Origin of the sequence: Streptomyces sp. NPDC048516, assembly GCF_043199875.1 — a bacterium.
Classification (GTDB): Bacteria; Actinomycetota; Actinomycetes; order Streptomycetales; family Streptomycetaceae; genus Streptomyces.
In genome coordinates this window covers 220,180-232,761 of record NZ_JBICWS010000008.1, presented here as the reverse complement: position 1 = coordinate 232,761, position 12,582 = coordinate 220,180, and the positions used below count along the sequence as shown (strand labels likewise).

9 protein-coding genes are annotated in these 12,582 nt (G+C 70.9%); 8 read left to right on the top strand and 1 reads right to left on the bottom strand.

What is annotated here, in order from left to right:
* Positions 1-60: 60 nt before the first annotated feature.
* The 8 genes from ACGFR7_RS18450 to ACGFR7_RS18415 all read left to right on the top strand — a co-directional run bounded on the left by ACGFR7_RS18450 (position 61) and on the right by ACGFR7_RS18415 (position 11,162).
* Positions 61-1,023: a 2-hydroxyacid dehydrogenase gene (locus tag ACGFR7_RS18450; RefSeq protein WP_393319888.1), complete on the top strand. Its 963-nt coding sequence runs from the start codon at positions 61-63 to the stop codon at positions 1,021-1,023.
* A gap of 302 nt (positions 1,024-1,325) precedes the next feature.
* Positions 1,326-4,244 (top strand): putative bifunctional diguanylate cyclase/phosphodiesterase, encoded by a 2,919-nt coding sequence (locus ACGFR7_RS18445; protein ID WP_393319885.1) that lies wholly within the window; start codon positions 1,326-1,328, stop codon positions 4,242-4,244.
* Between the two features lie 208 nt (positions 4,245-4,452).
* Entirely contained in the window at positions 4,453-6,312 is a 1,860-nt protein-coding gene (locus tag ACGFR7_RS18440; RefSeq protein WP_393319882.1) for an acetolactate synthase large subunit, read from the top strand.
* A gap of 40 nt (positions 6,313-6,352) precedes the next feature.
* The gene (gene ilvN / locus ACGFR7_RS18435) at positions 6,353-6,877 is read left to right on the top strand and encodes an acetolactate synthase small subunit (protein ID WP_350254180.1); all 525 of its coding nucleotides are present in this window, start codon (positions 6,353-6,355) and stop codon (positions 6,875-6,877) included.
* A gap of 101 nt (positions 6,878-6,978) precedes the next feature.
* Positions 6,979-7,977: a ketol-acid reductoisomerase gene (gene ilvC / locus ACGFR7_RS18430; protein WP_393319880.1), complete on the top strand. Its 999-nt coding sequence runs from the start codon at positions 6,979-6,981 to the stop codon at positions 7,975-7,977.
* A 296-nt stretch (positions 7,978-8,273) separates the two neighbouring features.
* Positions 8,274-9,866 (top strand): phosphoglycerate dehydrogenase, encoded by a 1,593-nt coding sequence (serA, locus tag ACGFR7_RS18425; protein ID WP_393319877.1) that lies wholly within the window; start codon positions 8,274-8,276, stop codon positions 9,864-9,866.
* A 141-nt stretch (positions 9,867-10,007) separates the two neighbouring features.
* A complete protein-coding gene (locus ACGFR7_RS18420; RefSeq protein ID WP_393319874.1) occupies positions 10,008-10,439 on the top strand; it encodes a PRC-barrel domain-containing protein in 432 nt (143 codons plus the stop codon).
* A gap of 123 nt (positions 10,440-10,562) precedes the next feature.
* Positions 10,563-11,162, top strand: a complete 600-nt coding sequence (locus ACGFR7_RS18415) for a TetR/AcrR family transcriptional regulator (protein ID WP_393319871.1) — start codon at positions 10,563-10,565, stop codon at positions 11,160-11,162.
* A 49-nt stretch (positions 11,163-11,211) separates the two neighbouring features.
* Here the strand turns inward: ACGFR7_RS18415 and ACGFR7_RS18410 are convergent, their stop codons facing one another.
* On the bottom strand, positions 11,212-12,573 hold the full coding sequence (locus ACGFR7_RS18410; protein ID WP_393319869.1) for a helix-turn-helix domain-containing protein: 1,362 nt from the start codon (positions 12,571-12,573) through the stop codon (positions 11,212-11,214).
* Positions 12,574-12,582: the final 9 nt, after the last annotated feature.

The following is a 12,582-nucleotide window of genomic DNA, read 5'->3' as shown; positions in this document are numbered from 1 at the left end:
GATCAAGGGCCAGACCAAACTAACGTCTGAACGGAAGGTCTCTTCGCATAGCCTGCGGCCATGGCAACCGCAGACCAGCGCACCGATGCGCATGACGTATGGCTCCCGATCCCGCCCGACGAGATCGACGGTCTCCCTGGCGGTCTCCGCTACGTCCACTGGGACGCCGGCCCCGACTACCCGGCCGACCCGGCCTGCTGCGCCTTCTACGCCGTCCCCTACATGAAGGACACGGAGACCAGCCTGAGCCCGCTGGCCCGGATGAGCCGCGTACGGGTGGTGCAGACCCTCACCGCCGGCGTCGAGAACATGCTCCCGGGGCTGGAGTGGATGCCGTCCGGAGCCCAACTGTGCAACGCCCGGGGGCTGCACGACGCCAGCACCGCCGAGCTGGCGCTCACCCTGATCCTCGCCGCACTGCGCGATGTCCCGGGCTTCGTGAGGGGCCAGGACGCGGGGGAGTGGCGGCACGGCTTCCGGCCGGCGCTCGCCGACAAGTCGGTCCTCATTGTGGGCTATGGTTCGATCGGCAGTGCCATCGAGGACCGGCTCACACCTTTTGATTGTGCGCGGGTGATGCGCGTCGCGCGCACCGCGCGTGACACTGTGCGCGGTCCTGTGCATCCACTCTCCGACCTGTCCGCCCTCCTGCCCGATGCGGACGTGGTCGTGCTGGCGACTCCGCTCACCGATACCACGCGTGGCCTGGTAGGACCCGATTTCCTGGCGCGGATGAAGGACGGCGCGCTGCTCGTGAACATCGCGCGCGGCGGGATCGTCGACACCGAGGCGCTGCTCGCCGAACTGGAATCCGGACGGCTGCGCGCCGCACTCGATGTCACCGATCCGGAACCCCTGCCCCCCGGGCATCCGCTGTGGCACGCTCCGGGCGTACTCATCACTCCACACGTCGGTGGCCCCAGCTCTGCTTTCCTGCCCCGTGCGAAGCGGCTGCTGCGCGATCAGTTGACGCTTTTCGCGGCCGGCGAGCCCCTGCGGAACGTGGTCGCCACCGCCGACTGACCGCTTGCGCGTAGCAGTACGAGGCCGTACGACTGCAAAGCGTGTTCGTCATTCGCTGACAGTCACGCTCCGTAGAGACGCTATGTCCCTGAGTGACGGAACTGGTGTATCGTCCCGAGCGGGGACGACGCCGGGAAGGACACGGCGCGATGCGAAAGATCCGGAACTCGAGGGGGGCGACGGGCGATGTACAGCCGATGGATGATTCGCGAGAAGCGCGATCCACGACCGCCCACGGGAATGCTGCGAGGTCCGCAGGCGCACCGCTCGCGACGCCCGGCACGGATGAGGGGAAGAGTCCGGTGAGCGCCCTCGGGGCGATGCTCTCGCGGCCACCGGCACCGGCCGGCAAACCACCGGGCGTGGTGCCGCAGATCGTCCTCGCCGTGCTCTGCGGCGGCTATGCCGTCGGCGCCGCCTTCGGCTGGGGGTCACCCGAAGTCGCCGCGTTCATGGGGGACTTCGGCCTCAGCTTCGCGGCGTTCCTGGCGGCCTTCTCCTGCGGCCTGTACGCCCGCAAGCGCCGCAGCCGGTTCCGCCCGGCATGGATGCTGTTCGCCGCCTCGTCCGCCATGGCCGGACTCGGCAACGGCGTATGGGGTTGGTACGAGGTCATCCAGGGCACCACGGTCCCCAGTCCCTGCCTGGCCGACTTCTGCTTCCTGCTGTTCGCGCCACCGGCCATCGTCGGCCTGCTGGTGCTCGCCAAGAGGCCCGTGACCAGGGCCGGCTGGGTATGTCTGGGTCTCGACTCCTGGCTGATCGCGGGATCGCTGGTCACTCTCTCATGGAGCCTCGCGCTCGCCCACACCGCCCACTTCCAGGGCCGCAGCGTGGCGCAGAGCGCGCTGTCGCTGGCCTACCCGCTGCTGGACATCGTGCTGGTGAGCATGGTGCTCGCGCTGCACTTCCGGCGCTCCTCGGTGCACCGCTCGGCCATCAACACCGCTGTCGCGGCGCTGGCGCTGACGGTGCTGTGCGATGCCCTGTTCAGCTCGCCGCTGCTGCGCGAGCACTACCGCTCCGGACAGATCCTGGACGCCGGCTGGTTCGCCGGCTCGATGCTGCTCGCGTACGCACCCTGGGTGGCCCGCCGCGCGGGCGAGGAGTGCCCCGAGGAGGACGTCAAGCCCGCCGCCCGCCGGGTCCAGCCGCACGGCAGCCGCCCCATCGCCGGCTCGCTCGCCGCGCTGACCCCGTATCTCGCCGCCGCCGTCTGCACGCTCGGCATCCTCACCAACGTCCTCGACGGGCGCCGCATCGACCGCGTGGTGCTCTTCACCGGCTGCACGGTGGTGCTGGCGCTGGTCGTCCGCCAGGGCATCATGCTGCTCGACAACATCACCCTCACCCAGGAGCTGGCGCAGAAGGAGAACCACTTCCGCTCCCTGGTGCAGGGCTCCAGCGACGTCATCATGATCGCCGCCCCGACCGGTGTGCTGCGCTATGTGAGCCCGGCCGCCGCCGGGGTCTACGGCCGCGACGCCGAGGAACTGGTCGGCTCCGAGCTGGCCTCGCTGATCCACCCCGAAGACCTGGGACGGGTGGTGCACGAGGTCCGCAGATTCCTCGCCGCCGCCCCCGAGGACGAACCGACCACCCGTATCGAATGCCGCTTCCGGGCCGGCGAACAGCGCTCCGGCGGCGACGGCTGGCTGAACGTCGAATCCACCGTCAACCGCCACCACGGCGGCCTGATCTTCAACTCCCGCGATGTCACCGAACGCGTCCGGCTGCAGGCCCAGCTCCAGCACAACGCCTCCCACGACGCGCTCACCGACCTGCCCAACCGCGCACTGTTCACCGAGCGCGTCACCCAGGCCGTCATCGGCCGCCGGGCCAGCGACCACGACACCGCCGTCCTCTACATCGACCTCGACGGTTTCAAGCAGGTCAACGACACCATCGGCCATCAGGCCGGCGACGAACTGCTGGTGCAGGCCGCCCGCAGGCTGGGTGACTCGGTGCGCTCCGGGGACATAGCGGCGCGCCTGGGCGGCGACGAGTTCGCCGCGCTGATCACCGGGGACGGCACCCGCGACCGTGCCGCCCGCGAATTCCGTATCCACGAGATCGCCGACCGGCTGCGCATCAAGCTCTCCGAGCCCTACCGCATCGACGGCCGGGACGTCCGGGTGGCGGCCAGCATCGGCGTCGCCTTCGCCGACCCCGGGGTGAGCCCCGCGGGCCTGCTGCGCAACGCCGACCTGGCGATGTACCGCGCCAAGCAGGCCGGCAAGGGCCGGGTGGAGCTCTACGCACCCCAGATGCAGAGCGAGGTGGCACACCGTGCCGAGCTCGCCACCAAGCTGCGTACGGCCCTGCACGACGGGGCGTTCACGCTGCTGCACCAGCCGGTGGTGGAGCTGGCCGGCGGCCGGGTCACCGCGGTCGCGGCGCACGCCCGCTGGCGCTCAGCCCAGGGCATCCTCTTCACCCCCGCCGAATTCCTGCGGGTCGGTGACCGCGGCCGCTTCACCGACGACGGCGAGCGCACCGCGGAGTTGGACCGGTGGCAGCTGGAGGCGGCCGTCGAGCAGGCCGCGGCGCGCCACCGAGCGGGCTACCCGGTCCCGGTCGCGGTCCGGCTCTCCGCCCGCCGGCTGCTGGACCACGCACTGTCCCCCAAGGGCGTCGAGTCGCTGCTCACCCGGCACGGCCTGCCCTCGCGCGCGCTGGTCCTGGAACTGTCCGACAGCGATTCCCGCATCCCGCTCGACGACCTGGAGCGCCGGCTGGTCGCGCTGCGCCGCCTCGGCGTACGGATCGCCCTCGACGGCTTCGGCAGCGGATATGCGGCCATCAGCGCGCTGCGCCGGCTTCCGGTGGACGTCCTGCGGCTGGACCGCGGGCTGGTCGACGGAGTGGTGGAGTCCGCCCGGCTGCACAAGATCACCGCGGGGCTGCTGCGGATCGCCGGAGACCTGGGCATGCAGTCCGTCGCCGACGGCGTCGACCTGCCCGAGCAGGTCCTCGCGCTGCGCTCCATGGGCTGCACGCACGGCATGGGCATGGCATTCTCCGGACCGCTCGACGAGCACCGGCTGCGGCGGTCCCTGACGCACGCCCACTACCCGGTGCCGGACCTGCCGGGCCAGAGCCGGGCGGTGGTGCTCACCGGCAGCGGGCTGCCCGTCCGGCGTGGCGGGCCGGCGGGTCCGGATTCGCTCATGCATCCGCCATTGCGCTCAAATAGTGAGACCTCCGTCCCACCCACTTGACACTCGGTGCACGGCGGGGGGAGGGTCTGTGCCATGCGCACCCGAATTCTCGTACTTGGAAAGCGCGTCGGCTGAAGCCGGGTCACTGACGAAACCCGACTCGCACACCGACGCGCTCCCCTCGCTTGCCACCTGGCACGGGGGGTTTTTTGTTGCATAGCAACCTCACATATCCCGTCAAAACCCTCAGCTTCGAGAAGAGACGCAGATGACCGAGCAGGCCTCCGGGGCCCACCATCCGCAGCCGCGGGCCCGTCACTCCGGCGGACCGCAGCAGCCCGCCGCCGTCGAGCACGTCACGGGTGCGCAGTCCCTGATCCGTTCGCTCGAGGAGGTCGGGGCCGACACCGTGTTCGGCATCCCCGGCGGTGCGATCCTTCCTGCGTACGACCCGATGATGGACTCCTCGAAGGTCCGGCACGTCCTGGTGCGCCACGAGCAGGGCGCCGGTCACGCGGCCACCGGCTACGCCCAGGCCACCGGCAAGGTCGGGGTGTGCATGGCGACCTCGGGCCCGGGTGCCACCAACCTCGTCACCCCGATCGCCGACGCCCACATGGACTCCGTCCCGATGGTGGCGATCACCGGCCAGGTCGCGTCCAAGGCGATCGGCACGGACGCCTTCCAGGAAGCGGACATCTGCGGCATCACGATGCCGATCACCAAGCACAACTTCCTGGTCACCGACCCCGCCGAGATCCCCCGGACGATCGCCGAGGCGTTCCACATCGCGGCCACCGGCCGCCCGGGCCCGGTCCTGGTCGACATCGCCAAGGACGCCCTCCAGGCGCAGACCACCTTCGTCTGGCCGCCGCACACCGAGCTCCCCGGCTACCGCCCGGTGACCAAGCCGCACGCCAAGCAGATCCGCGAGGCGGCCCGGCTGATCGCCGAGTCCAAGCGCCCGGTGCTCTACGTCGGCGGCGGCGTGATGAAGGCCGGCGCCACCGCCGAGCTGAAGGTGCTCGCCGAGCTGACCGGCGCCCCCGTCACCACCACCCTGATGGCCCTGGGCGCCTTCCCCGACAGCCACCCGCAGCATGTCGGCATGCCCGGTATGCACGGTGCGGTCACCGCCGTCACCGCGCTGCAGAAGTCGGACCTGCTGATCACCCTCGGCGCCCGCTTCGACGACCGCGTCACCGGCAAGCTGGACTCCTTCGCGCCGTACGCCAAGGTCGTCCACGCGGACATCGACCCGGCGGAGATCGGCAAGAATCGTGCCGCGGACGTGCCGATCGTCGGCGATGCCCGCGAGGTCATCGCCGACCTGATCGTCGCCGTCCAGGCCGAGCACGACGCCGGCCACAAGGGCGACTACACCGCCTGGTGGAAGGACCTCAACCGCTGGCGGGAGACCTACCCGCTCGGCTACGACCTGCCCGAGGACGGCAGCCTCTCCCCGCAGCAGGTCATCGAGCGGATCGGGCAGCTCGCCCCCGCCGACACCATCTACGCCGCGGGCGTCGGCCAGCACCAGATGTGGGCCGCCCACTTCATCGGCTACGAACAGCCCTCGACGTGGCTGAACTCCGGCGGCGCCGGGACGATGGGCTACGCCGTCCCCGCCGCGATGGGCGCCAAGGCCGGGCAGCCGGACCGCACCGTCTGGGCGATCGACGGCGACGGCTGCTTCCAGATGACCAACCAGGAGCTGGTCACCTGCGCGCTGAACAACATCCCGATCAAGGTCGCGATCATCAACAACGGGGCGCTGGGCATGGTCCGCCAGTGGCAGACCCTCTTCTACAACCAGCGCTACTCCAACACCGTGCTCCACTCCGGCCCCGAGGCCGACGGCAAGCAGCCGAGCGCCGGCACCCGTATCCCGGACTTCGTGAAGCTGTCCGAGGCGATGGGGTGTGTGGCGATGCGCTGTGAGGACCCGGCCGAGCTGGACGCGGTCATCGCCAAGGCCAATGCCATCAACGACCGCCCGGTCGTGATCGACTTCATCGTGCACGAGGACGCCCAGGTGTGGCCGATGGTCGCCGCCGGCACCTCCAACGACGAGGTCATGGCCGCCCGGGGCGTGCGTCCCGACTTCGGCGACAACGAAGACGACTGAGCCCAGGACGTCACGGACGCACGGAAGAAGAGAGAAGACCATGTCCAAGCACACGCTCTCCGTCCTGGTGGAGAACACCCCCGGCATCCTCGCCAGGATCGCCGCGCTGTTCTCCCGCCGCGGCTTCAACATCGACTCGCTCGCGGTCGGGGTCACCGAGCACCCCGACATCTCCCGCATCACCATCGTGGTCAGCGTCGAGTCGCTGCCGCTGGAGCAGGTCACCAAGCAGCTCAACAAGCTCGTCAACGTCCTGAAGATCGTCGAGCTTGAGCCGGGCGCCGCGGTCCAGCGCGAACTGGTCCTGGTGAAGGTCCGCGCCGACAATGAGACGCGCTCGCAGATCGTCGAGATCGTCCAGCTCTTCCGCGCCAAGACCGTGGACGTCTCGCCCGAGGCCGTCACGATCGAGGCCACCGGGTCCAGCGAAAAGCTGGAGGCGATGCTCAAGATGCTGGAGCCGTTCGGCATCAAGGAACTGGTGCAGTCCGGCACCATCGCCATAGGCCGCGGCGCCCGGTCCATCACCGACCGCTCGCTGCGCGCACTGGACCGTTCGGCCTGACCCTGCGGCCCGACCGGACCGTATGGCGAGACCCACCGACTTTCCTCACCCCGCCCGACGTACTGTGTGGGCACCCCGCTAGATCCAAGGAGATACCCGAAGTGGCCGAGCTGTTCTACGACGACGATGCCGACCTGTCCATCATCCAGAACCGCAAGGTCGCGGTCATCGGCTACGGGAGCCAGGGCCACGCCCACGCGCTGTCCCTGCGCGACTCGGGTGTCGACGTGCGCGTCGGTCTGCACGAGGGCTCCAAGTCCAAGGCCAAGGCCGAGGAGCAGGGCCTGCGCGTGGTGACCCCCGCGGAGGCGGCCGCCGAGGCCGACGTCATCATGATCCTGGTGCCGGACCCGATCCAGGCCAAGGTCTACGAGGAGTCCATCAAGGGCCACCTCAAGGACGGCGACGCGCTGTTCTTCGGCCACGGCCTGAACATCCGTTACGGCTTCATCCAGCCCCCGGCCGGCGTGGACGTCGCCCTCGTCGCCCCCAAGGGCCCGGGCCACCTCGTCCGCCGCCAGTACGAGGAAGGCCGCGGCGTCCCGTGCATCGCGGGCGTCGAGCAGGACGCGAGCGGCAACGCCTTCGCGCTCGCGCTCTCCTACGCCAAGGGCATCGGCGGCACCCGCGCCGGTGTCATCAAGACCACCTTCACCGAGGAGACCGAGACCGACCTGTTCGGTGAGCAGGCCGTCCTGTGCGGTGGCGCCTCGGCGCTGGTGAAGGCCGGCTTCGAGACCCTGGTCGAGGCGGGCTACCAGCCCGAGATCGCGTACTTCGAGTGCCTCCACGAGCTGAAGCTGATCGTGGACCTGATGTACGAGGGCGGCCTGGAGAAGATGCGCTGGTCGGTCTCCGAGACCGCCGAGTGGGGCGACTACATCACCGGCCCGCGGATCATCAACGAGAACACCAAGGCCGAGATGAAGAAGGTGCTCGCCGAGATCCAGGACGGCACCTTCGCCAACAACTGGATGGCGGAGTACAACGCCGGTCTGCCGAAGTACAACGAGTACAAGAAGGCCGACGAGGACCACCTCCTGGAGACCACCGGCAAGCAGCTGCGCAAGCTGATGAGCTGGGTGGACGACGAGGCGTAAGCCGATCGGACAGGGGGCCGCGGAACAGCTCGCGGCCCCCTCGTCCATGAGCCCGGCCGCCGGAGCGCCTTGTCCACCGTGTGGAACCACGCACGGGTGATCCTTACGGACCGGCACAGGACACGCCCCCCAACGCCACTACACTTGCCAACCACAAGCGCGTCAGGCTCACAGCGTCGTGCGTCTTCCACGCGGCTTTCCCCCTTCACCGCCTTCGGCCGTCGGGACGGCCGCCCTCCCCCACAGCCTTGAGGGCGTGGGAGGTACCCCCAGGACTAGTGAGGACTGAAGAGCACGTGAGCCCGAAACCAGTCGTACTGATCGCCGAAGAGCTGTCGCCCGCCACCGTCGACGCCCTCGGTCCGGACTTCGAGATCCGGCACTGCAACGGCGCGGACCGCGCCGAGCTGCTGCCCGCCATCGCCGATGTCGACGCCGTCCTCGTGCGCAGCGCGACGAAGATCGACGCCGAGGCCATCGCCGCCGCCAGGAAGCTCAGGGTCGTCGCCCGCGCGGGCGTGGGCCTGGACAATGTCGACGTCTCCGCCGCCACCAAGGCCGGCGTGATGGTCGTCAACGCCCCGACCTCCAACATCGTCACCGCCGCCGAGCTCGCCTGCGGTCTGCTGGTGGCCACGGCCCGCAACATCCCGCAGGCCAACACCGCCCTGAAGAACGGCGAGTGGAAGCGCAGCAAGTACACCGGTGTCGAGCTCAGCGAGAAGACCCTCGGCGTGGTCGGCCTCGGCCGGATCGGCGTCCTGGTCGCCCAGCGGATGTCGGCGTTCGGTATGAAGGTCGTCGCCTACGACCCCTACGTCCAGCCGGCCCGTGCCGCGCAGATGGGCGTCAAGCTGCTGAGCCTGGACGAGCTGCTGGAGGTCGCGGACTTCATCACCGTCCACCTCCCCAAGACGCCCGAGACCGTCGGTCTCATCGGCGACGAGGCGCTGCACAAGGTCAAGCCGTCCGTCCGGATCGTCAACGCCGCCCGTGGCGGGATCGTCGACGAGGCGGCGCTGGCCACCGCGCTGAAGGAGGGCCGGGTGGCCGGCGCGGGCCTCGACGTCTACGCGACCGAGCCCTGCACCGACTCGCCGCTCTTCGAGTTCGACCAGGTCGTCGCCACCCCGCACCTCGGTGCCTCGACGGGTGAGGCGCAGGAGAAGGCCGGGATCTCGGTCGCCAAGTCGGTGCGGCTGGCGCTGGCCGGCGAGCTGGTCCCGGACGCGGTCAACGTCCAGGGCGGCGTGATCGCCGAGGACGTCAAGCCGGGCCTGCCGCTGGCCGAGCGCCTGGGCCGGATCTTCACCGCGCTGGCCGGCGAGGTCGCGATGCGCCTGGACGTCGAGGTGTACGGCGAGATCACCCAGCACGATGTCAAGGTGCTGGAACTCTCCGCGCTCAAGGGCGTGTTCGAGGATGTCGTCGACGAGACGGTGTCCTACGTCAACGCCCCGCTGTTCGCGCAGGAGCGCGGCGTGGAGGTGCGGCTGACGACCAGCAGCGAGTCGCCCGAGCACCGCAATGTGGTGACCGTGCGCGGCACCCTGGCGGGCGGCGACGAGGTGTCGATCTCCGGCACGCTGTCGGGCCACAAGAACACGCAGAAGATCGTCGCGGTCGGCGAGCACTCGATCGACCTGTCGCTCGCGGACCACATGGCCTTCATGCGCTACAGCGACCGCCCCGGTGTCGTCGGCACCGTCGGCCGGATCCTGGGCGAGGCGGGCATCAACATCGGCGGGATGCAGGTGTCCCGGGCCGATGTCGGCGGCGAGGCGCTGGTCGCGCTGACCGTCGATGACACGATTCCCCCGAACGTGCTCACCGAGATCGCCGAGGAGATCGGCGCGACCTCCGTGCGCGCGGTGAACCTCGGCGGCTGACCCGCAGGTCCTCGCAGGCCAACGTGTCCGGGCCCGGACCCCGCTGCGGCGGGGTCCGGGCCCGGTTGCGTCCACGGGGGCGGCGTCGCGCAATGGGGAGTGTGCGTGCCCCCGCCGGTGCGTGCGGAAGGAGGGAACGCCATGAATGCTCCCCTGGACGACGCCCCCCGGAGCCTGACCGGGCTGCATGTGGTCGATGCGGACGGCGCGAAGGTGGGCAAGGTCCAGCAGGTCTACCGGGACGACGCCACCAACGACCCCGAGTGGATCACGGTGCGCACCGGGCTGTTCGGGATGAAGGAGACGTTCATCCCGCTCGCCGGCGCCCGTCGGACCGCCGATGATCTGTATGTTCCGCACGCCAAGGAGACCATCAAGGCCGCGCCGCGGATCGACGCCGACGGCCATCTCGACCCCTCCGAAGAGGACGAGCTCTACCGCCACTACGGGATGGCCCGGCCGGGTACGGCCCACCCCGGCGGCCCCTCGGACCCCGGCGGGATGTCCGGCTCCGGCGATACGCAGCTTCCGGGCTCGGGCACCCCGAACCCCGGCGACACTTCTGGCGGCTAGCGGCAGGGAGTGCCGCAACCCGCGGACGTGAGGGCACCGCCCGCGGCACCCCGTCCTGGCAGATGTACGCGCGTTTAATACGGGCGTCTGGTACGAGCGTATGCGCGGCGATAGGCTGCTCCCATGGGACACCGTGAAGACCTTCTGGAGGGTGCCAAGCGCTGCCTCCTGGAGAAGGGGTACGCGCGCACCACCGCCCGCGACATCGTGGCCGCGTCCGGCGCCAACCTCGCCTCCATCGGATACCACTACGGTTCCAAGGACGCCCTGATGCGTCAGGCGTTCATCGCGTCCAGCGAGGAGTGGGGCGCCAGCGTGGTACAGGCGCCGGCCACCGACGACGGCGCGGAGAAGGCGGACGCGGATCCGCTGGAGCGGTTCGCCGCGGTCTGGGACGCGTTCTTGCAACGGATCGGCGCGGAACGGGAGTTCATCGCCGCGCAGGTCGAGGTGCTGGGGCTGCTGCCGCGCGACGCGGCACTGCGCGAGGCGATCGGCGAGGTGCTTCCGGAGGGCAGCGAGGGGCTTGTCGCGGTCTTCGAGGGGGTGCCGGACACCGAGGTCGACCCGGAGGCGGCACGCATCGTCGGCTCCTTCTACCAGGCCCTGCTCACCGGCCTGATGGTCCAGTCGCTGCTCACCCCGGACGCCATGCCCTCCGGACAGGACCTGGCGGCCGCCCTGCGCCGGGTCACCGCGGGCGAGGTACTGCAGCGGAAGTGACGCACCCGGCGGCGGGTGCCGTTGCCCTCATCCGGCCGGCCCGCACGCCTCACAGTCGCGCCGCCTTCAGCGCCATGTGCAGCAGCAGCCGGTGCTCGCCGTCGTCCAGGTCGAGGCCGGTCAGCTTCTCCACCCGGCCCAGGCGGTAGTAGAGCGTCTGGCGGTGGATGCCCAGGGCCTGTGCGGTGCGGCTCGCCTGGCCCGCGCAGTCGAGGAACACCTCGGCGGTGCGTGCGAGTTCGGCGTGCGCGGGGGCCAGCAGCGGTCCGATGGCCGGGTCGGGGGCGGTGTCCGGCAGCGCGGTCAGCATGCGGTACGGACCGAGGGCGTCCCACTGGGTGACCGGGCCCAGCCGGGGTTCGGCGCGGGCTGCGCGGGCCGCGTCCAGCGCTTCTCGCCAGGTGGCCGGGAGGTCGGTCAACTCCGGTGTCCCGGCGCCGATTCCGGCGGCACCCGGCCGGGGCGGGGGGTGCCCGGCGGGGCCGCCGTTGCGCGCGCCGCCACGGGCCGCCCGCCCCTCGGCAGGTACGGCGCCCGCGCGCGGGGAGCGCAGCAGATGCTCGGCCACCGCATGGGCCGGGGCGAGCGCACCGGCCGAGCGCAGGCGTACCAGCGCGGCCAGGGCCGGCGCGGCGGCCGCGGGCTGTGGACGGGCGCCCGCCCCGGCGCGGCCGGTGGGCCCGTTGCCGGGTTGCGCGGCGGCGTCCGCCTCGTCCGCCCGCCCGGCCGGGGCCGGCCCGCCCGCCGGCAGCGCACACGCCGCCAGCAGGCCCGGCAGGCCCGGCAGCGGTGCCACGTCGGTGTCCGAGGTGTCCCAGGGGAGCACCGCGACCAGGGTGAGCGGGACGCCCGGGGTGAAGCGCAGGCTGTCCCGCAGGGCGTCGCTCAGCGCGGCCGCCGCGGCCGCCAGTCCGGCAGGCTGCGCTGCCAGCAACTCCCGCAGCAGATCGCCGAGTTCGGACCCGGCGCGGGCCTCGTCGGCCAGCAGCGCGCCGATCCGGGCGGCGGTCTCCATCGCCTGGGCGATCCGCGGGTCGGGCGGCGCGCCGCGGCTGCCCAGTTCGAGATCGGTCAGATGCCCGTCGTCCAGCAGCCAGACATAGCCGTGCACGATGCCCCGATGGCGTACGGGCAGGCAGATGCGGCCCTTGAAGACCCCGGCAGCCGGGTCCGGCGGGATGCGCAGCGCCGTGGTGGCACGGGCGATCCCGAACGCCTCGAACCAGGCACGTACCGCCGCCGACGAGCGGCGCTGCAGGATCGAGCGGGTCCGCACGGGGTCCATGACCTCGTCGTCGTCGCCCTCGTGCGCGCCGAACGCAATCAGTCCGAAGTCCCGGTCCTCCAGTGTTGCCGGGGCGCCGAGCGCCGCCGAGATCTCGTCCACGAGCTGCTGGTAGTCGCCCCGCATACGCCGCCC

Excerpts from the sequence above, each read along its gene's own strand:
- ACGFR7_RS18450 (WP_393319888.1), top strand. The coding sequence starts at position 61 with ATGGCAACCGCAGACCAGCGCACCGATGCGCATGACGTATGGCTCCCG.
- ACGFR7_RS18440 (WP_393319882.1), top strand. The coding sequence starts at position 4,453 with ATGACCGAGCAGGCCTCCGGGGCCCACCATCCGCAGCCGCGGGCCCGT.
- ilvN (WP_350254180.1), top strand. The coding sequence starts at position 6,353 with ATGTCCAAGCACACGCTCTCCGTCCTGGTGGAGAACACCCCCGGCATC.
- ACGFR7_RS18420 (WP_393319874.1), top strand. The coding sequence starts at position 10,008 with ATGAATGCTCCCCTGGACGACGCCCCCCGGAGCCTGACCGGGCTGCAT.
- ACGFR7_RS18415 (WP_393319871.1), top strand. The coding sequence starts at position 10,563 with ATGGGACACCGTGAAGACCTTCTGGAGGGTGCCAAGCGCTGCCTCCTG.
- ACGFR7_RS18410 (WP_393319869.1), bottom strand. The coding sequence starts at position 12,573 with ATGCGGGGCGACTACCAGCAGCTCGTGGACGAGATCTCGGCGGCGCTC.